General features: G+C 62.2%; 18 protein-coding genes, 1 tRNA gene and 1 other RNA gene. 19 read left to right on the top strand and 1 reads right to left on the bottom strand.

Annotated features, from left to right (window positions below):
* Positions 1 to 79 precede the first annotated feature (79 nt).
* Positions 80 to 622, bottom strand: coding sequence for a hypothetical protein (locus PG881_RS16790; protein ID WP_270801484.1), 543 nt, complete (start codon positions 620 to 622; stop codon positions 80 to 82).
* Positions 623 to 797: 175 nt separating this feature from the next.
* Here PG881_RS16790 and mepA point away from each other — a divergent pair, with 175 nt between their 5' ends.
* From mepA to nuoL, 19 genes are all read left to right on the top strand, one after another.
* Positions 798 to 1,562 carry a penicillin-insensitive murein endopeptidase gene (gene mepA / locus PG881_RS16785; protein WP_060389098.1) on the top strand — a complete coding sequence of 255 codons (765 nt, stop codon included), beginning with the start codon at positions 798 to 800 and terminating at the stop codon, positions 1,560 to 1,562.
* Positions 1,563 to 1,604: 42 nt separating this feature from the next.
* Positions 1,605 to 2,210 (top strand): LemA family protein, encoded by a 606-nt coding sequence (locus tag PG881_RS16780; RefSeq protein ID WP_016350422.1) that lies wholly within the window; start codon positions 1,605 to 1,607, stop codon positions 2,208 to 2,210.
* On the top strand, positions 2,207 to 2,935 hold the full coding sequence (locus PG881_RS16775; RefSeq protein ID WP_270801479.1) for a TPM domain-containing protein: 729 nt from the start codon (positions 2,207 to 2,209) through the stop codon (positions 2,933 to 2,935). Before PG881_RS16780 ends, PG881_RS16775 begins: the two co-directional genes overlap by 4 nt.
* Positions 2,936 to 2,955: 20 nt before the next feature.
* Entirely contained in the window at positions 2,956 to 3,573 is a 618-nt protein-coding gene (locus PG881_RS16770; RefSeq protein ID WP_011705669.1) for a TPM domain-containing protein, read from the top strand.
* Between the two features lie 145 nt (positions 3,574 to 3,718).
* A tRNA-Ser gene (locus tag PG881_RS16765) sits at positions 3,719 to 3,806 on the top strand.
* Positions 3,807 to 3,861: 55 nt separating this feature from the next.
* Positions 3,862 to 3,990: non-coding RNA, RtT sRNA (locus tag PG881_RS16760), on the top strand.
* Positions 3,991 to 4,442: 452 nt separating this feature from the next.
* The gene (locus PG881_RS16755) at positions 4,443 to 5,201 is read left to right on the top strand and encodes a flagellar motor protein (RefSeq protein ID WP_011705668.1); all 759 of its coding nucleotides are present in this window, start codon (positions 4,443 to 4,445) and stop codon (positions 5,199 to 5,201) included.
* Positions 5,179 to 6,054, top strand: coding sequence for a flagellar motor protein MotB (locus PG881_RS16750; protein ID WP_011705667.1), 876 nt, complete (start codon positions 5,179 to 5,181; stop codon positions 6,052 to 6,054). The genes PG881_RS16755 and PG881_RS16750 overlap by 23 nt, the downstream gene beginning before the upstream one ends.
* 258 nt (positions 6,055 to 6,312) lie before the next feature.
* Positions 6,313 to 6,717 carry an NADH-quinone oxidoreductase subunit A gene (locus tag PG881_RS16745; protein ID WP_011705666.1) on the top strand — a complete coding sequence of 135 codons (405 nt, stop codon included), beginning with the start codon at positions 6,313 to 6,315 and terminating at the stop codon, positions 6,715 to 6,717.
* Positions 6,718 to 6,746: 29 nt separating this feature from the next.
* Positions 6,747 to 7,421: a NuoB/complex I 20 kDa subunit family protein gene (locus PG881_RS16740; RefSeq protein ID WP_005299840.1), complete on the top strand. Its 675-nt coding sequence runs from the start codon at positions 6,747 to 6,749 to the stop codon at positions 7,419 to 7,421.
* A 2-nt stretch (positions 7,422 to 7,423) separates the two neighbouring features.
* Positions 7,424 to 9,229 carry an NADH-quinone oxidoreductase subunit C/D gene (gene nuoC / locus PG881_RS16735; protein WP_270801476.1) on the top strand — a complete coding sequence of 602 codons (1,806 nt, stop codon included), beginning with the start codon at positions 7,424 to 7,426 and terminating at the stop codon, positions 9,227 to 9,229.
* 61 nt (positions 9,230 to 9,290) lie between these two features.
* Positions 9,291 to 9,833 carry an NADH-quinone oxidoreductase subunit NuoE gene (nuoE, locus tag PG881_RS16730; RefSeq protein ID WP_243756384.1) on the top strand — a complete coding sequence of 181 codons (543 nt, stop codon included), beginning with the start codon at positions 9,291 to 9,293 and terminating at the stop codon, positions 9,831 to 9,833.
* Positions 9,830 to 11,197 (top strand): NADH-quinone oxidoreductase subunit NuoF, encoded by a 1,368-nt coding sequence (gene nuoF / locus PG881_RS16725; RefSeq protein ID WP_270801473.1) that lies wholly within the window; start codon positions 9,830 to 9,832, stop codon positions 11,195 to 11,197. The genes nuoE and nuoF overlap by 4 nt, the downstream gene beginning before the upstream one ends.
* A 79-nt stretch (positions 11,198 to 11,276) precedes the next feature.
* Positions 11,277 to 14,006, top strand: coding sequence for an NADH-quinone oxidoreductase subunit NuoG (gene nuoG, locus PG881_RS16720; protein ID WP_270801471.1), 2,730 nt, complete (start codon positions 11,277 to 11,279; stop codon positions 14,004 to 14,006).
* The gene (gene nuoH / locus PG881_RS16715) at positions 14,003 to 14,971 is read left to right on the top strand and encodes an NADH-quinone oxidoreductase subunit NuoH (protein ID WP_011705661.1); all 969 of its coding nucleotides are present in this window, start codon (positions 14,003 to 14,005) and stop codon (positions 14,969 to 14,971) included. The genes nuoG and nuoH overlap by 4 nt, the downstream gene beginning before the upstream one ends.
* A 128-nt stretch (positions 14,972 to 15,099) precedes the next feature.
* Positions 15,100 to 15,642 (top strand): NADH-quinone oxidoreductase subunit NuoI, encoded by a 543-nt coding sequence (gene nuoI, locus PG881_RS16710; protein WP_011705660.1) that lies wholly within the window; start codon positions 15,100 to 15,102, stop codon positions 15,640 to 15,642.
* Between the two features lie 10 nt (positions 15,643 to 15,652).
* Complete coding sequence (nuoJ, locus tag PG881_RS16705; protein ID WP_011705659.1) at positions 15,653 to 16,201, top strand: NADH-quinone oxidoreductase subunit J; 549 nt, start codon at positions 15,653 to 15,655, stop codon at positions 16,199 to 16,201.
* A complete protein-coding gene (gene nuoK, locus PG881_RS16700) occupies positions 16,201 to 16,509 on the top strand; it encodes an NADH-quinone oxidoreductase subunit NuoK (protein ID WP_005299823.1) in 309 nt (102 codons plus the stop codon). The genes nuoJ and nuoK overlap by 1 nt, the downstream gene beginning before the upstream one ends.
* Complete coding sequence (nuoL, locus tag PG881_RS16695) at positions 16,506 to 18,353, top strand: NADH-quinone oxidoreductase subunit L (protein WP_270801468.1); 1,848 nt, start codon at positions 16,506 to 16,508, stop codon at positions 18,351 to 18,353. The genes nuoK and nuoL overlap by 4 nt, the downstream gene beginning before the upstream one ends.
* Positions 18,354 to 18,388 lie beyond the last annotated feature (35 nt).

Below are 18,388 nucleotides of genomic sequence, written 5' to 3'. Positions count from 1 at the left end.
GTGAACAGAACGGGCAAGATCAATTCGAGTCACTGGCAGTATCTGAGCTTTGGGGAAGATTGTCGAGAAAATAGTCAGCTCATATGGGGAGCAGGGTATCCAGCAGCCCCTGCAGCGTGCGTCGACCATGCCAGGCGCGCTTAAAGCCAAAGCGATAGATGCCGGGCGCCACGACATGGGTGCCTTCCCGACTCAGTCCCATCAGCGCGGTGGCGGCCGCCAGCTGTTCATCGTTCAGCGCCAGATCCAGGCTGAAGGCCAGCCACTGACCATCGTGGCCCACCTTGCGATCCCGCTCGACCCCGACCAGTACCGATCTTGGCAAGGCCTGTGCCCGATCACTGCTGCCATTGAGCAGGTAAAGATGCGCCTCGTCCCAAGCCAGCTCCGCCAGCCGCCAGCGCTGCCAGCTGCGAGGCAGTATCATCATCAGCAGCACTATGCCGCCAAACACCAGCCCCACCCAGGGCAGCAGACCCATGTGCGGATAACCCAGACCGACGGCGGCCAGCACGGTGATCAGGCTCGCCAGCAACAGCACAACCATCACCGGATAGAAACGGCGAGCAGGGGGCATCAGCCAGACCAGTCCCTCTTTGTTCACCAGCTCACTGACCTTCATTCTCTTCTCCTCTTGCCTGTGCGTTTACACGCCCTGGATGCGCCAATTTTGTCGCGCATTGTGCGCGAGCCCGACACAGGGATGCAACCGGGCTCGCTCATCGGGTGACGGCCTCACCGGACTCTTGGTATCATTCTCTTCATCTGAGCCCATTCGCATGCTTGTCGGGAGTCTCATGCTTGCCACCACCCTGCTCTTCATGGCCAGTACTTTTCTTGCCGAACCTCATCCCCACCAGGCCGAAGCGATTGGCGGCTACTCCGCCGGCTGCCTCAAAAATGGAGTAGCGCTGCCGCTGACAGGCCCCGGCTATCAGGTGATCCGCACCAAGCGACTGCGCTACTACGGCCACCCCGAGCTCATCGCCTACCTGACCACCCTGGCCAACCAGACCCGCATGGCCGGCATGCCGGATCTCTATATCGCCGATCTCGCCATGGCCCACGGTGGCCCCTTCACCTCCGGGCACCGCAGCCACCAGACCGGCCTCGACGCCGACATCTGGTTTCGCATGGCCAACCAGCCCATCTCAACATGGGAGCAGGATGCCCCCAAGGAGTGGGCTCTGATCGATGAGCCCAGCTACCGGGTACTGCCCGGGCGCTTCGGCCCCCAGCAGCTAAACCTGCTGCGCCTGGCAGCCAGCAAGCCTGAGGTCGCCCGCATCTTCATCAACCCTGTGCTCAAGGCCGAGGTGTGCAAACGGGCGCCCGATGAACCCTGGGTCGGCAAGTTGCGTCCCTGGGTCGGCCACTTCAGCCACTTTCATGTGCGTCTGCGCTGCCCGGCCGGCAGCCCGGATTGCCAGCCTCAGGCGCCGATCCCGCCCGGCAACGGCTGCGGCGCCGAGCTGGCGTCCTGGCTCAAAGACAAGCCGCAACTGCCCAAGGTTTCGATGGCTTACCACAAACCCAGGCTGCCCGCCCGTTGTGGCGGTTGACCACAAGCTGGTATGGTGAGCCGTTATCTGCAAAAAATGTCAATGGAGAACAACAAGATGGCCACTTCACTCTGGCAGAGGGCAACCCAGTCCCTGTTGGTTATGACCCTGCTGCTGGGCCTGACCGGTTGCGGCATGAACAATATTCCGACCCTGGATGAGCAGGTCAAGGCGAGCTGGGGCCAGGTCGAAAACCAGTATCAGCGCCGCGCCGATCTGGTCCCCAATCTGGTGGCCACCGTCAAGGGCTACGCCAGCCACGAGCAGGAGACCCTCAAGGCGGTGACCGATGCCAGAGCCCGCGTAGGCAGCCTGCAGGTCAGCGACCCCGCCCAGCTCAAGGAGTTTGAAGCGGCCCAGAACCAGCTCTCCGGCGCCCTCTCCCGGCTGATGGTGGTGGTCGAACGCTACCCGGAACTCAAAGCGGATCAGCAGTTCCTCACCCTGCAGGCCCAGCTGGAAGGCACCGAAAACCGTATCTCGGTGGCCCGGCGCGACTACATAGAAGCGGTACGTCAGTTCAATACCGAGATCCGCACCTTCCCCGGCGTCATCTGGTCCAAGCTGCTCTACTCGGATCTGGAGGCCAAACCCACGTTCAGCGCCAAGCCTGGTGCCGATGAGGCGCCCAAGGTCAGCTTCCAATGAAGCGCGTGATCCATGCCCTGTTGTCCTGCCTGCTGGTGTGGACGGCGGTGGTATCCGCCGCCCCCACTTTCCCCGCCTTGAGCGGGCGAGTGGTGGACGAGGCCAACCTGATGTCCCGCAAGCAGGCCCACCAGCTCACCCAGCAGCTGGCGGCGTTCGAGAAGCGCAGCGGCATCCAGCTGGTGGTGGTCTCCATCGACACGCTGGCGGGCGACACCATCGAGGAGTACGGCTATCAGCTTGGCCGTCACTGGGGCATCGGCCAGAAGGGAAAGGACAACGGGGTGCTGCTGCTGATCGCCCAGGATGAACGCAAGGTGCGCATCGAAGTGGGTTACGGGCTGGAAGGTGCCCTGCCCGATGCCATCGCCGCCAACATCATCCAGACCCGGATCCTGCCCGCGTTCAAACGCGGCGACATGGTGGCCGGGGTGGTCGCTGGCAGCCAGGCGATCATGCAGGCCTTGGCGGGCGAGTACAAACCGGTAGACAACGCCAGTAAGGACAAGCTGGGCGGGCCCTGGCTGTTCATCCTGATGGTGATAGTGATGATCGTGCTGCACAACCTGCGTGGTGGTGGTGGCGGTGGCAGAGGTGGCCGGCGCCGCGCCGCTTACCTTGCCGGTGGCTTCGGTGCCGGTCGCTCCGGTGGCGGCTTTGGTGGCGGCGGTTTCAGTGGAGGGGGCGGCAGTTTCGGCGGCGGCGGTGCCTCCGGTGGTTGGTAACAGGGATTAAGAGACGACACATGATTTCGAAACAGTTCTTTCACACGCTGCAGGCCAGGGTCAAGCAGGCGGAGCAGGCAACTGATGCCGAGCTGGTGACCGTTCTGGCCCCCGCCAGCGACGGCTATCGCTACATCCCCACCCTGTGGGCGGCGCTGCTGGCCATGCTCACCCCGCTGCTGGTATTCGAGCTCGGTTTCTGGCTCGGCTGGTACGAGATCCTGCTGGTGCAGTGGTCGGTCTGGCTGGTGCTGAGCATCCTGTTCCACTGGACCCCCATCAAGATGTACCTGATCCCCAAACAGGTTCGCCAGCACAGGGCGGCCCTGATGGCACGCCTGCAGTTCGTCGAACAGGGCTTGCATCGTACCCAGGATCGGCTGGGGGTGCTGATCTTCGTCTCGGTGGCCGAGCACTACGTGGAGATCCTGGTGGATGACGGCATCGCCCAGCACATCGACAACGGCCAGTGGCAGGAGATCATCGATGACTTCACCCGCCGGGTGCGCAACAAGGAGGTAGAGCAGGGTTTCCTCGAGTGCATCGAGCGGACCAGCGCCATTCTCACCGACGCCTTCCCCGCCACCCGCGACCAGAACGAGCTGCCGGACAGCCTGATCATCCTCCCCAAGCCCTGAGCGGGTTTAAAAAACCGGCATTCTGTTCAAGGGATAGGCATTCGATAAAGATTATGAAAAATAAGGGGAAAAGTGGTTGACCCAGGCAGCCCTTTCCCCTAAATTACGCCCCGTTCCAGCGCAACGGCGCTGTGATCGAAAATTTGGTGAGGTGTCCGAGTGGCTGAAGGAGCACGCCTGGAAAGTGTGTATACGGCAACGTATCGAGGGTTCGAATCCCTCCCTCACCGCCAAATTTTAAAGAACCGACCTGATGGTCGGTTTTTTGCTTTTGGGAACACAGCAAATCTGATGCCCACAAAGGGAGGGTGAGAACCCTCGCCGGGTTCGAGCAGAGCAGCTTGCTGCGATGAACGGCCGAAGGCCGCCCCGAAGGGGTGAGCCACGCAGTGGCGAATCATCCCTCCCTCACCGCCAAATTTTAAAGAACCGACCTGATGGTCGGTTTTTTGCTTTTGGGGTTTTCAGATGCGTGACTCCCGTGAAAGAAAGCAACACTCTCGTTGGGTACGAGCAACGTTGCCTGTGGTAATGGAGGGCGGCCCGCTGCCCCCAAGGAAAAACCACACGGACTGAAGCATCCAATTCCCACAATCCAATCTAAGAAAACCGGCTCAATGGCCGGTTTTTTGCCTTCCAACATTTGCAATCTGATCTGCCGGGTCTCCCTTCCCGTCAAAGTCCCGCGACGGTCCCTCCTCTTTTCGGTAAAACGCCCTGCATGGCCCGGCTGCTTGCCACCCGGGAAAGAAATCTGTCCATCGAGGTCAAGGCACTCACTTTATTGCTCATCGATTGGATATCATTTTGAAAAACTGATACTTAAATAGCTACACTAGCCATTATCAATATTCAGGGATGTATAAAAAATGAGCTTAATCGGCCTGGTCCTGGCATTGATCGCCATCCTGGGCGGCAACATGATCGAGGGTGGACATCCCAGCGCCCTGCTCGATCTGCCCGCCTTCCTTATCGTGATCGGAGGTACCATAGGTGCCGCCTTGACCCAGTTCCCCTTCTCCGTTGTTGGCAGCACTCTCAAGCGTTTCAAGTGGCTGCTGGCCCCCCTAAAACTCGATATGCAGCAGCAGGCCGAACTGCTGGAAAACCTGGCCGGCAATGCGAGACGCAGCGGCATGCTGGCCCTCGAAGGCATGATCGACGAGATCAAGGATCCCTTCCTGCAAAAAGGGGTGCAGATGATGGTCGACGGCTACGAGAAGACCAAGATCCACGAGGTGCTGGAGAACGAGATCGAGTTCGAGCAAGAAGATCTCGAGCAGACCGTCAAATTCTATGAAGCCATGGGCGGCTACTGCCCTACCATGGGGATCGTGGGGGCGGTGTTTGGCCTGATCCACGCCATGGGCCTGCTGGATGCCCCTGACAAGCTGGGAGGCGCCATCGCGGTGGCCTTTATCGCCACCATCTACGGGGTATCGGCCGCCAACCTGATCTTCCTGCCCTTTGGCAACCGCTACAAAGGGTTTGCCCATCAGATCCGCCACTACAAGGAGATGACTCTGACCGGTATCCTCTGCATCGTGGATGGCGAATCCCAGCAACGCCTGCAAGTCACCCTCGAACCCTACCTCGGAGGCCACGGTGGCAAAAAAGAAAAAGGCTGAAGCGCCGGAGAACCACGAACGCTGGCTGGTCTCCTATGCCGACTTCATGACACTGCTGTTTGCCCTGTTCGTGGTGCTCTACTCCTTTGCCATGGCCAAGCAGTCTGAAACCCGGGTGCTGATCCAGGGCTTCATCGAATCGCTGGGCAAAATTGGCCTCATCTCCCCTGCCGCGGGCTCCCCCGTGATGCAGGGCGGTACCGGCATCCTGGAACCCGAGTCCAAGACCACTCCCAGCAGCCCGAAGAAAGAGACGGTATTGGAGAAAGATGCCCCCATGGCCGCCTCGGACCCCTTCAACGAGACCATCGGTGCCTCGGAAAAGCCGAGCGCAACGGAGTCATGGCCTCACAAGACCAAGGAGCAGGAGTGGGTGCAGGTCACCAAGAAGAAGCTCGAGCAGCAGCTCAAGGCACAGATTGAATCCAAGGATCTGGAGGTGGAACAACTGGGCAGCCAGCTGGTGATCCGCATCGGCGAGAAGGCGCTGTTCCCGGCCGACTCCGCCTTCCTGCAGCCCCAGTTCATTCCGCTGGTCAACAAGATCTCCGGCATTCTGGCTGACATTCCGGGCAAGGTCGTGGTCACCGGCCACACCGACAACTCCCAGGCCCCGGTAGAGCTCTATCGCAGCAACTGGGAGCTGTCGGTATTGCGCTCCGCCTCCATCGTGCACACATTGCTGACCAACCCCAAACTCGATGCCACCCGGGTCATCGCCCAGGGGGTAGCAGATGCCCAGCCCCGCTATCCCAATGACACACCCGAGCACCGTCAGGCCAACCGCCGGGTCGAGATCACCCTCTCCCAGGGCAAGGCGGCCGAAGAGGCGCTGCCCATCCTAAAACCCTGATCGAGCAGACCCCGCCTAGCGGGGTCTCTCATTTCACGATTAGTTTATTTTTCAAACGATCCCGCCATTTCCGCCACATCCTAAAAGCGATTGAAAATGATTCTCAAACAGGAACATTGACTCCGCTAGCAAAATACGATTTTCCTCCCGATGATTAATAATTAATCCTTTGAAATGACATGTAAATCAGTACGAAAGTGGCATAATACGTAACATCCTTGTTAAGTCGCGTGATTAATTCGGTTAGGGAAAACTCCTATGTTTGCTGATATTGCTGTCCAGCATTGGGCTTTTGCTGTCTATGTAGTTGGGGCCATCTGCATCTGCCTGACCATGATCGGCCTTGCCGCCCTGCTGGGTGGTCGAGCCTATGGTCGTGCCAAGAACAAACCCTTCGAATCTGGCGTCGATTCGGTGGGCAATGCCCGTCTACGCTTCTCCGCCAAGTTCTATCTGGTTGCCATGTTCTTCGTCATCTTTGACGTCGAGGCACTCTACCTCTTCGCCTGGTCCGTCTCCGTTCGGGAAAGCGGCTGGGTCGGCTTCATCGAAGCCACCATCTTTATCTCCCTGCTGCTGGTAGGACTCATCTACCTGTGGCGCATTGGCGCCCTCGACTGGGCACCGAAAAAGCGCGTTCTGACCGACAAGAAGCCAGACTGAATTACTGATTATCCCTTTGAGGTTGCACCATGAAGTACACCCTGACCCGGATCGACCCAGATGCGCCCGTTGAGCGCTACCCCCAGGAACAGCGCCAGACCGTCGAGGATCCTCTGGCTCAAGAGGCCTCACGCGGCATCATGATCGGGCGCCTCGAAGAGGTGCTGCAAGACACTGTCAACTGGGGCCGCAAGAACTCCCTCTGGCCTTACAACTTCGGTATCTCCTGCTGCTACGTAGAGATGTGTACCGCCTTCACCTCCCCCCATGATGTGGCCCGCTTCGGCGCCGAAGTTATTCGAGCCTCACCGCGCCAGGCCGATTTCATGGTGATCGCCGGCACCCCCTTCATCAAGATGGCCCCCGTCATCCAGCGTCTGTATGAACAGCTGCTCGAACCCAAGTGGGTCATCTCCATGGGTGCCTGCGCCAACTCCGGCGGCATGTACGACATCTACTCGGTCGTTCAGGGCGTCGACAAGTTCCTGCCGGTCGACGTCTATATTCCGGGTTGTCCGCCCCGTCCCGAGGCATTCCTGCAAGCGCTGATGCTGCTGCAGGACTCCATCGGCAAGGAGCGCCGTCCACTTTCCTGGGTGGTTGGCGATCAGGGTATCTATCGCCCCCAAATGCCTGCCGAGAAGGACCGCAAGCGTGGCGAGCGGATCAACGTCACCAACCTGCGCACGCCGGATGAGATCTGACCATGAAACTGACTCGAGAATTTCCCAGCAACTACGCCATGGCCCAGTGGCAACCGAGTGATCACAAAGACGCTCAGGTGATCGGCGAGCTGTTCGCCCATTTCGGTGCCGAACGTTTCACCATCCAGAATACCCGCACCGGCGTACCGGTGGTCTGGCTCTCCCGCGAGCTGCTGCTGGATGTCATGGGCTTCCTGCGCAAGCTCCCCTCCCCGTTCGTGATGCTGTTCGATCTCAGCGCCACCGACGAGCGGATGCGCAGCCATCGCCACGACCTGCCCGACAGCGACTTCACCGTCTTCTATCACCTCATTTCCATCGATCGCAACGCCGACCTGATGCTGAAGGTGCCGCTCAAGGAGGGTGACCTGACGCTGCCCACCATCAGCCGCCACTTCCCCAATGCCAACTGGTATGAACGGGAAGTGTGGGATCTGATGGGCATCAATTTCGGTGGTCACCCCCACTTGACCCGCATCATGATGCCCAAGAGCTGGCAGGGTCACCCGCTGCGCAAGGACTATCCGGCGCGCGCCACCGAATTTGATCCCTTCATGCTCGATGCCGCCAAGCAGGACATGGAGCAGGACAACCTGCTGTTCAAACCGGAAGAGTGGGGCATGAGTCGCGGCAACGAGAACGAGGACTACATGTTCTTGAACCTCGGCCCCAACCACCCCTCCGCCCACGGTGCCTTCCGTCTGGTGCTGCAGCTCGATGGCGAGGAGATCCGCGACTGCGTGCCCGACATCGGCTATCACCACCGCGGTGCCGAAAAGATGGGCGAGCGCCAGTCCTGGCACAGCTACATCCCCTACACCGACCGGGTCGAGTACTTAGGGGGGGTGATGAACAACCTGCCCTACGTGCTGGCGGTCGAGAAGCTGGCCGGCATCAAGGTACCGCAGCGGGTCGACATGATCCGGGTGATGCTGGCTGAGCTGTTCCGCATCCAGAGTCACCTGCTGTTCATCGGTACCTATATCCAGGACGTGGGCGCCATGACCCCGGTCTTCTTCACCTTCACCGACCGGCAGCGGATTTACACCATCATCGAAGCCATCACCGGCGCCCGTATGCATCCGGCCTGGTTCCGCATCGGCGGCGTGGCCCACGATCTGCCCGTCGGCTGGCAGCGACTGGTCCAAGACAACCTGCTGAGCTGGCTGCCCAAGCGGCTGATGGACTATGAGAAGGCCGCCATGCGCAACAGCATACTGCGTGGCCGCACCATCGGCGTCGCCGCCTACAGTACAGAGCAGGCGCTGGCCTGGGGCACCACGGGCGGCGGTCTGCGCGCCACCGGCCTCAACTTCGACGTGCGCAAGTGGCGCCCCTACTCCGGCTACGATCAGTTCGAATTCGAAGTGCCGGTCGGCGCCAACGGCGATGCCTACGATCGCGCCCTGGTGCGCATCGAGGAGGTGCGTCAGAGCATGCGCATCATAGAGCAGTGCATGAAGAACATGCCGGAAGGGCCGTTCAAGGCGGATCACCCGCTCACCACGCCGCCGCCCAAAGAGCGCACCCTGCAGGACATCGAGACCCTGATCACCCACTTCCTGCAAGTGTCGTGGGGCCCGGTCATGCCGGCCGCCGAGTCCTTCCAGATGATAGAGGCGACCAAGGGGATCAACAGTTATTACCTGACCAGCGATGGCTCCACCATGAGCTACCGGACCCGGATCCGCACCCCGAGCTTTGCTCACCTGCAACAGATCCCCTCGGTGATCCGTGGCCAGATGGTGTCGGACCTCATCGTCTATCTGGGCAGTATCGATTTCGTTATGTCGGATGTGGACCGTTGAGTAACGGCTGTTACCAAGACCCGTTACACGACAAAAAGGACAAGCCACAAAAGGTTAAGCCATGAGCCAGCAATGTCAGTGCCAACACAATCAGTCCCCGCAGGGACAGAGTTCATGCCAAGGCAAGGGGAACGATTTCGTCCTGAGCCAGGCAGAACGCGATGCCATCGAGCATGAGAAACACCACTACGAAGATCCCCGTGCCGCCAGCATTGAAGCGCTCAAGATAGTGCAGCAGGCCCGCGGCTGGGTACCTAACGGTGCCATCCACGCCATCGCCGCCGAGCTCGGCATCCCCGCCAGCGACGTGGAGGGGGTCGCCACCTTCTACAGCCAGATCTTCCGCCAGCCGGTCGGTCGCCACATCATCCGCGTCTGCGACAGCATGGTCTGCTACATCAACGGCCACGAACAACTGCTGGCCGGCCTGAAAGAGGTGATGGATCTGGCGCCCGGCCAGACCTCCGCCGACGGCCGCTTCACCCTGCTGCCGGTCTGCTGCCTCGGCAACTGCGACAAAGGGCCGGCGCTGATGATCGACGATGACACCTACGGTGGGCTCGACGCCGTCAGCCTGCTCAAGACCCTGGAGGCTTACCCATGAGTCTGGCATCCCTTGGTACCGCCAACCGCATCGCCCGCGCGGCCGAGACCCATCCCCTCACCTGGCGGCTGCGCGACGACGGCCAGCCGGTCTGGCTGGATGAATACCAGAGCAAGCAGGGTTACGATGCGGCCCGCAAGGCGCTGGGCCAGATGAGCCCGGACGAGATCGTCGGCACCGTCAAGGATGCCGGCCTCAAGGGTCGCGGCGGCGCCGGTTTCTCCACCGGCGTGAAGTGGGGCCTGATGCCCAAAGACGAGAGCATGAACATCCGTTACCTGCTCTGCAACGCCGACGAGATGGAGCCGAACACCTACAAGGATCGGCTGTTGATGGAGCAGCTGCCCCACCTGCTGATCGAAGGGATGATCATCTCGGCCAAGGCCCTCAAGGCCTACCGTGGCTACATCTTTTTGCGCGGCGAGTACGTCGATGCCGCCACCAACCTGCGCCGCGCGGTGGAGGAGGCCAAGGCTGCCGGTCTGCTCGGCAAGAACATTCTGGGCTCGGGCCTTGACTTCGAGCTGTTCGTCCACACCGGCGCGGGTCGTTACATCTGCGGCGAAGAGACGGCGCTCATCAACTCCCTGGAGGGTCGCCGCGCCAACCCACGCGCCAAGCCCCCCTTCCCCGCCGTTTCCGGCGTCTGGGGCAAGCCCACCTGCGTCAACAACGTCGAGACCCTGTGCAACGTGCCCGCCATCATCGGCAACGGTGTGGCCTGGTATCAGGGGCTGGCGCTGCCGGGTTCGGAAGATCACGGCACCAAGCTGATGGGCTTCTCCGGCAAGGTCAACAACCCCGGCCTGTGGGAGCTGCCGTTTGGCATCACCGCCCGCGAGCTGTTCGAGAACTATGCCGGCGGCATGAAGCCCGGCTATCGCCTGAAAGCCTGGCAACCCGGCGGAGCCGGTACCGGTTTCCTGCTGCCCGAGCACCTGGATGCCCAGATGTACGCCGGCGGCATCGGCAAGGTCGGCACCCGGATGGGCACGGGCCTTGCCATGGCGGTGGATGACAGCATCAACATGGTCTCCCTGCTGCGCAACATGGAAGAGTTCTTCGCCCGCGAGTCCTGCGGCTGGTGCACTCCCTGCCGCGACGGCCTGCCCTGGAGCGTCAAGCTGCTGCGTGCGCTGGAGCGGGGCGAGGGTCAGCCTGGGGATCTCGCCACCCTGGAGCAGCTGGTCAGCTTCCTCGGCCCAGGCAAGACCTTCTGCGCCCATGCCCCTGGCGCCATCGAGCCGCTGGGCAGTGCGATGAAGTATTTCCGGTCGGAATTCGAGGCCGGCGTCAAGGCGCCGCAGGATAATCGCAAGCAGCTCAAGGGTATCCAGCCCAACCTGCTGGGCGAGCGCTGGTAAGGCACGCAGGGCGCCCGCCGCGGGCCCGCTGAACCGGCGCGAGCCAAAGAATTTATCTCATTGAAGTCAGGGAAGTTGTATGGCCACCATTCATGTAGACGGTAAAGAGTACGAGGTAGACGGGGCAGATAACCTGCTGCAAGCCTGTCTGTCCCTTGGTCTGGACGTCCCCTATTTTTGCTGGCACCCGGCGCTCGGTAGCGTCGGCGCCTGCCGCCAGTGTGCGGTGAAACAGTATCAGAATGCCGACGACAAGCGCGGCCGCCTGGTCATGTCCTGCATGACCCCCTCCACCGATGGCACCTATATCTCCATCGAGGACGAAGAGGCGAAGGAGTTCCGCAAGACGGTGGTGGAGTGGCAGATGACCAACCACCCCCACGACTGCCCGGTGTGCGAAGAGGGTGGCTCCTGCCACCTGCAGGACATGACGGTGATGACCGGCCACAACAGCCGTCGCTACCGCTTCACTAAACGCACCCACCAGAATCAGGATCTGGGTCCCTTCATCAACCACGAGATGAACCGCTGCATCGCCTGCTATCGCTGCGTCCGTTACTACAAGGACTACGCTGGCGGCGAGGATCTCGGCGTCTACGGCGCCCACGACAACGTCTACTTCGGCCGGGTCGAGGACGGCACCCTGGAGAGCGAGTTCTCCGGCAACCTGGTGGAGGTCTGCCCCACCGGCGTGTTCACCGACAAGACCCACTCCGAGCGCTACAACCGCAAGTGGGACATGCAGTTCGCCCCCAGCATCTGCCAAGGGTGCTCGGTTGGCTGCAACATCAGCCCGGGTGAGCGTTATGGCGAGCTGCGCCGCATCGAGAACCGCTATCACGGTGCCCTGAACCACTACTTCCTGTGCGACCGCGGCCGCTTTGGCTACGGCCACGTCAATCTGACCGACCGCCCGCGCCAGCCCCTGCTGCAGGATGGCAGTGACAAGCTGGCCATCACGGTGGACGGTGCCCTGAACCGGGCCGCCGATGCCCTGCGCACCGCCGCCGGCGTCATCGGCATCGGCTCGCCCCGCGCGTCGCTTGAGAGCAACTTCGCCCTGCGCGAACTGGTGGGTGCCGCCAACTTCTACAGCGGCGTCGAGCAAAGCGAATGGGAATGCCTGCAGAAGATGCTGCAGATCCTGCAGCACGGTGGTGTGCGCACCCCCAGCCTGCGCGACATGGAAGAGGCCGACGCCGTGCTGGTGCTCGGCGAGGATGTCACCCAGACCGCCGCCCGCATCGCCCTGGCCCTGCGTCAGGCAGTCAAGGGCAAGGGCCGCGAAATCGCCCGCAAGCTGAAAGTGGATCTGTGGCAGGTCGCCGCGGTGCAGACCCTGGCCCAGAACGAGCGCTACCCGCTGCTGATCACCAGCCTGGACAGCACCCGACTGGACGACGTGGCGAGCGGCACCCTGCACGCTCCCCACGCGGATCAGGCGCGCCTCGGCTTCGCCATCGCCCATCTGCTCGATGGCAGCGCCCCTGCCCTGACCGATCTCCCCCCTGAGCAGCAGGCCCTGGCCGCCAGCTGGGCCGCGCAGCTCGGCAACGCCAAGAAGCCGCTCATCATCGCCGGCACCGGTGCCCGTAGCCAGGCGCTGCTTGAGGCGGCCAGCAACATCGCCCGCGCCCTCAAGGGCCGTGGCCAGGCCGTGGAGCTCGCTCTGGTCGCTCAGGAGACCAACAGCCTGGGGCTGGCCATGCTGGCCGGCAATGCCGCCCCGCTGGAAGCCGCCCTCGAGCGTATCGAAAGAGAAGAGAAGCTCGCACTGGTGATGCTCGAGAACGACCTCTACCGCCGCGCACCGCGCAGCCGTGTCGATGCCGCCATCGACCGTCTGCAGCACCTGCTGGTGGTCGACCATCAGGACACCGGCACCGCCCAGAAGGCGAACCTGGTGCTGCCTGCCGCCAGCTTCGCCGAGGCCGACGGTACCCTCATCAACATGGAAGGCCGCGCCCAGCGCTTCTTCCAGGTTTATGCCCCTGCCTTCTACAACGCCGACATTCAGGTGCGCGAGAGCTGGCGCTGGCTGGCCGCCCTGCAAGGCGTGCTGGATCGCAAACCGCTGCGCTGGAACACTTTCGACGAGGTGAGCAGTGCCTGCGCCGCCAGCGCCCCGCTGCTGACCAGCATGCGCGAGGCCGCTCCCAACGCGGGTCTGCGCATCCGTGGCATGAAGCTCGCCCGCGAGCCGCACCGCTACAGTGGCCGCACCTCCATGCTGGCGGACCAGAACGTGAGCGAGCCCAGAGTCGCCCAGGATCCCGACTCGCCCTTCAACTTCTCCATGGAAGGCTACGCCGGTGCCCGCCAGCCGCTGCAACAGGTGCCGTTCGCCTGGGCGCCGGGCTGGAACTCCCCGTCCGCCTGGAACAAGTTCCAGGATGAAGTGGGTGGCAACCTGCGCGCCGGGGATCCCGGTCGCCGTCTGCTGGAAGCGGGCGAGGACAACCTCGGCTGGTTCGACGCCGTCCCCGCCCCGTTCAGCGCCAAAGAGGCGCTGCAGGTAGTGAGCTATGACCAGCTGTTTGGCGGCGAAGAGCTGTCTGCCAGAAGTCCGGTCATCCAGGCCCGTATGAGCGAGCCCGTGCTGGTACTGAACCCGGCCGACGCCAACCGTCTCGCCCTCAATGCCGGCAGCCAGGTTGCCTTCTCCTGGGGTGGCCACCACTGGCGACTGACCCTGCGTCTGAGCGAGCATCTGAGCACAGGTCTGGTGGGCCTGCCGCTTGGTGTCAACGGTCTGCCGACCGCCCTGCACCAGCAATATCTCGCTAACCTGCAGGAGGCCATCGCATGAGCGACTCTCTGATCGATCTGTTGCTGGAAATCGGCAAGGCATTGATCGTGCTAGTGGGGATCGTGGGGGCCGGCGCCTTCATGAGCTTCATCGAGCGCCGTCTGCTGGCGCTGTGGCAGGATCGTTACGGCCCCAACCGGGTAGGCCCCTTCGGCCTGCTGCAGCTGGCGGCCGACATGATCAAGATGTTCTTCAAAGAGGACTGGATCCCGCCATTCGCCGATCGCCGGATCTTCGTGCTGGCCCCCATCATCGCCTTTACCGCCTTCATTCTGGCGTTTGCGGTGGTGCCGATCACCCCCACCTGGGGCGTGGCGGACCTCAACGTGGGGCTGCTCTACATCCTGGCCATCGCGGGGCTGGCGGTCTACGCCGTGCTGTTCGCCGGCTGGTCGAGCAACAACAAGTACTCATTGCTCGGCAGCCTGCGCGCCTCGGCTCAGACCCTCTCCTACGAGGTGTTTTTGGGCCTCTCCTTGATGGGCATCGTCATCCAGACCGGTAGCTTCAACCTGCGGGATATCGTGGAAGCCCAGGCAGGACTGTGGAACGTGATCCCCCAGATCCTGGGCTTCATCACCTTCCTGTTTGCCGGCGTCGCCGTCACCCACCGCCATCCGTTTGACCAGCCGGAGGCCGAGCAGGAGCTCGCCGACGGTTATCACATCGAGTATGCGGGCATGAAATGGGGTCTGTTCTTCGTGGGCGAGTACATCGGCATCGTGCTGATCTCTTCGCTCATCGTGACTCTGTTCTTCGGTGGCTGGCACGGCCCCTGGCTGCCGCCCTTCATCTGGTTTGCCCTGAAGACCGCCTGTTTCATGGTGTTCTTCATCCTGCTGCGGGCCTCCCTGCCCCGCCCGCGCTTTGACCAGGTGATGTCGTTTGGCTGGAAAGTCTGCCTGCCACTGACCCTGCTCAACATGCTGGTCACCGGCGCCGTGGTGCTGATGAATGCGCAGTGAGGCCGCAATGGACAGAAAAATTGTGATGCCGTTTGGCTGGAACGTCTGCTTGCCCGCCGCCCTGCATCCCGCTCGGGATGCAGCCGGTGCGGGCTGTGGTGCTGATGAATGTGCAGTGAGGCACGACTATGAAAATTATTAACATCATCAAGGGTGTCGGCACCCAATTGCGCAGCCTGGGCATGGTGTTCTCCCATGCCTGGAGCCCCCGCGAAACCCTCAACTATCCGGAACAGGCCGTCTATGCGGCGCCCCGCTATCGCGGCCGCATCGTGCTGACCCGCGATCCGGATGGCGACGAGCGCTGCGTGGCCTGCAACCTGTGTGCGGTGGCCTGCCCGGTCGGCTGCATCTCGCTGCAGAAATCCGAGCGGGAAGATGGTCGCTGGTACCCTGAGTTCTTTCGCATCAACTTCTCTCGCTGCATCTTCTGCGGCCTGTGCGAAGAGGCCTGCCCCACCACCGCCATCCAGCTGACGCCGGATTTCGAGATGGGCGAGTACCGCCGCCAGGATCTGGTGTACGAGAAGGAAGATCTGCTGATCAGCGGACCCGGCAAGTATCCGGATTACAACTTCTACCGCATGAGCGGGATGGCCATCGACGGCAAGCCGAAAGGGGATGCCGAGAACGAAGCCAAACCCATCGATGTCAAGAGCCTGCTGCCCTGAGGAGTCAATCATGGAACTGGCATTCTATGCCGCGGCCCTGGTCGCCATTTACAGCACGCTGCGGGTGATCAGCACCAGCAATCCGATGCACGCGCTGCTCAATCTCATTATCTCCCTCATCGCCGTGGCCATGATCTTCTTCTGCCTGGGCGCCTCCTTCGCGGGAGCCCTGCAAGTGATCGTCTATGCGGGCGCCATCATGGTGCTGTTCGTGTTCGTGGTGATGATGCTGAACCTGGGCTCGGCCCAGGATCAGGAAAAGAACTGGCTCACCCCCACCACCTGGGTGGGCCCCGGCCTGCTTTCGCTCATTCTGCTGGGTTTTCTGGCCTACGGCATTCTCGGGGTCACCGGCGGTGAACTCGGTCTGACCGACGTCAGTGCCAAAGCGGTCGGCATCGCCCTGTTCGGTCCTTACGTGCTGGCGGTGGAGCTTGCCTCCATCCTGCTGCTGGCGGGCCTGGTCACCGCCTATCACCTGGGCCGTGAAGACAAGAGCGGGGAAGTGCTCTCCGTGCCAAAAGCCTCGGCACATCCGTCTCAAGAAGGAGGTCAATGATGAACGGAATCCCGATGGAACACGGCCTGCTGCTGGCTGCCGTGCTGTTCTGTATCGGCCTGTGCGGCCTGCTGATACGTCGCAACTTGCTGTTTATCCTCATGAGTATCGAGATCATGATGAACGCGTCGGCACTGGCATTCGTGGTGGCTGGCAGCCGCTGGGCCCAGGCTGATGGCCAGATCATGTACATACTGGTGATTTCTCTGGCGGCAGCGGAGGCCAGTATCGGCCTCGCCCTGTTACTGCTGCTCTATCGTCGTTACCACACCCTCAACGTGGACACTGTGAGCGAGATGCGCGGATGAGCCTCCTATACCTGACTTTTCTGTTTCCGCTGCTGGGATGGCTGGTGCTGGCCTTCTCCATCGGTCGTTTCGGCGAGCGCACTGCTGCGCTCATCGGCGTCGGCAGCATAGGGCTGTCGGCCCTCACTACCCTGTGGGTCGGCATCGATTTCCTCAATACCATGCCAACGGGCGGCGTCTATACCCAGACCCTGTGGCAGTGGATAACGGTGGGTAACTTCACCCCGACCTTCCGCCTGGCGCTGGACGGTCTGTCGCTGACCATGCTCGGCGTGGTCACCGGGGTGGGTTTCTTCATCCACCTGTTCGCCTCCTGGTACATGCGCGGGGAAGAGGGCTATTCGCGCTTCTTCACCTACACCAACCTGTTCATCGCCAGCATGGTGTTTCTGGTGCTGGCCGATGACCTGCTGTTCGTCTACCTCGGCTGGGAAGGCGTGGGGCTGTGCAGCTACCTGCTGATCGGCTTCTACTACCGCAACCCGGCCAACGGCGCCGCCGCCCTCAAGGCGTTCGTGGTGACCCGGGTCGGCGACGTGTTCCTCGCCATCGGTCTGTTTGTCCTCTACCGGGAGCTCGGTACCCTCAACATTCACGAGTTGCTGGTACGCGCACCGCTGATGTTTGCCGAGGGCTCCCCTGCCCTGTCGTTTGCCTGTCTGATGCTGCTTGGCGGCGCCGTCGGCAAATCGGCCCAGCTGCCGCTGCAAACCTGGCTGGCGGATGCGATGGCGGGCCCGACCCCGGTCTCGGCGCTGATCCACGCGGCCACCATGGTGACCGCCGGTGTCTATCTCATCGCCCGTACCCACGGCCTGTTCCTGCTGGCCCCCGAGATCCTGCATCTGGTGGCGCTGGTCGGTGCCATCACCCTGGTGCTGGCAGGCTTTGCGGCCCTGGTGCAAACCGACATCAAGCGGATCCTGGCTTACTCCACCATGAGCCAGATCGGCTACATGTTCCTGGCCCTCGGCGTTGGCGCCTGGGAAGGGGCCATCTTCCACCTGATGACCCACGCCTTCTTCAAGGCGCTGCTGTTCCTCTCCGCCGGTGCCGTGATCGTCGCGACCCACCACGAGCAGAACATCTTCAAGATGGGGGGCCTGCGCAAGAGCCTGCCGCTGGTCTATGCCTGCTTCCTGGTGGGGGGCTCGGCCCTGGCCGCGCTGCCGCTGGTGACCGCCGGTTTCTACAGTAAAGACGCCATCTTGTGGCAGGTGCAGGCCAGCGGCCAGAGCGCCCTGCTGTGGGCCGGTCTGGGCGGTGCCTTCCTCACCTCCCTCTACACCTTCCGCCTGATCTTCATCGCCTTCCACGGCAAGGAGCAAACCCAGGCTCACGCCGGTCACGGGCTGGCCCATCAGCTGCCGCTGCTGGTCCTGCTGGTGCTCTCCACCGGCATCGGTGCCTTGATCGTGCCGCCGCTGGCGGGCGTGCTGCCGGCAGGGCCGGGGGATCACATCGAAGAGGGGCGCCATGGGCTGGAGATCACCTCCGCCATCATTGCCATCGCCGGCATCGCTCTGGCTGCCTTCCTGTTCCTGGGCCAGCGTCGTCTGGCCAGCAGCGTGGCCAACAGCGCGCCGGGCAAGTTGCTCAGCACTCTCTGGTTCAATGCCTGGGGCTTTGACTGGCTTTACGATCAGCTGTGGGTCAAGCCGTATCTGCTGGCGACCCGACTGCTCGGCAAGGATCCGCTGGACTGGATGATGAACCTGCCGGCCTGGCTGGCACAGAGTGGCCACCAGCTGTTGGCCTGGACCGTTTCCGGCAAGTTGCGCTGGTATGCAGCCTCCATGGGGATGGGTGCCGCCCTGATCCTGGCCCTGCTGCTGCTCGGCTGATCCCGTGATGCAGCCCCTGAACTCGCAGCAAGCCC

Source organism: Aeromonas sp. QDB54 (genome assembly GCF_027707385.1).
Lineage (GTDB): Bacteria > Pseudomonadota > Gammaproteobacteria > Enterobacterales > Aeromonadaceae > Aeromonas > Aeromonas hydrophila.
The sequence above is the reverse complement of the archived record's forward strand: the minus strand, read 5'-3'. Positions and strand labels throughout refer to the sequence as shown.

Coding starts and splice junctions, on each gene's coding strand:
- nuoI (WP_011705660.1), top strand. CDS start 15,100: ATGAAAATTATTAACATCATCAAGGGTGTCGGCACCCAATTGCGCAGC.
- nuoJ (WP_011705659.1), top strand. CDS start 15,653: ATGGAACTGGCATTCTATGCCGCGGCCCTGGTCGCCATTTACAGCACG.
- nuoK (WP_005299823.1), top strand. CDS start 16,201: ATGAACGGAATCCCGATGGAACACGGCCTGCTGCTGGCTGCCGTGCTG.
- PG881_RS16740 (WP_005299840.1), top strand. CDS start 6,747: ATGAAGTACACCCTGACCCGGATCGACCCAGATGCGCCCGTTGAGCGC.
- mepA (WP_060389098.1), top strand. CDS start 798: ATGCTTGCCACCACCCTGCTCTTCATGGCCAGTACTTTTCTTGCCGAA.
- nuoF (WP_270801473.1), top strand. CDS start 9,830: ATGAGTCTGGCATCCCTTGGTACCGCCAACCGCATCGCCCGCGCGGCC.
- nuoG (WP_270801471.1), top strand. CDS start 11,277: ATGGCCACCATTCATGTAGACGGTAAAGAGTACGAGGTAGACGGGGCA.
- PG881_RS16775 (WP_270801479.1), top strand. CDS start 2,207: ATGAAGCGCGTGATCCATGCCCTGTTGTCCTGCCTGCTGGTGTGGACG.
- PG881_RS16790 (WP_270801484.1), bottom strand. CDS start 622: ATGAAGGTCAGTGAGCTGGTGAACAAAGAGGGACTGGTCTGGCTGATG.
- PG881_RS16755 (WP_011705668.1), top strand. CDS start 4,443: ATGAGCTTAATCGGCCTGGTCCTGGCATTGATCGCCATCCTGGGCGGC.
- PG881_RS16770 (WP_011705669.1), top strand. CDS start 2,956: ATGATTTCGAAACAGTTCTTTCACACGCTGCAGGCCAGGGTCAAGCAG.
- nuoH (WP_011705661.1), top strand. CDS start 14,003: ATGAGCGACTCTCTGATCGATCTGTTGCTGGAAATCGGCAAGGCATTG.
- nuoE (WP_243756384.1), top strand. CDS start 9,291: ATGAGCCAGCAATGTCAGTGCCAACACAATCAGTCCCCGCAGGGACAG.
- nuoL (WP_270801468.1), top strand. CDS start 16,506: ATGAGCCTCCTATACCTGACTTTTCTGTTTCCGCTGCTGGGATGGCTG.
- PG881_RS16745 (WP_011705666.1), top strand. CDS start 6,313: ATGTTTGCTGATATTGCTGTCCAGCATTGGGCTTTTGCTGTCTATGTA.
- nuoC (WP_270801476.1), top strand. CDS start 7,424: ATGAAACTGACTCGAGAATTTCCCAGCAACTACGCCATGGCCCAGTGG.
- PG881_RS16780 (WP_016350422.1), top strand. CDS start 1,605: ATGGAGAACAACAAGATGGCCACTTCACTCTGGCAGAGGGCAACCCAG.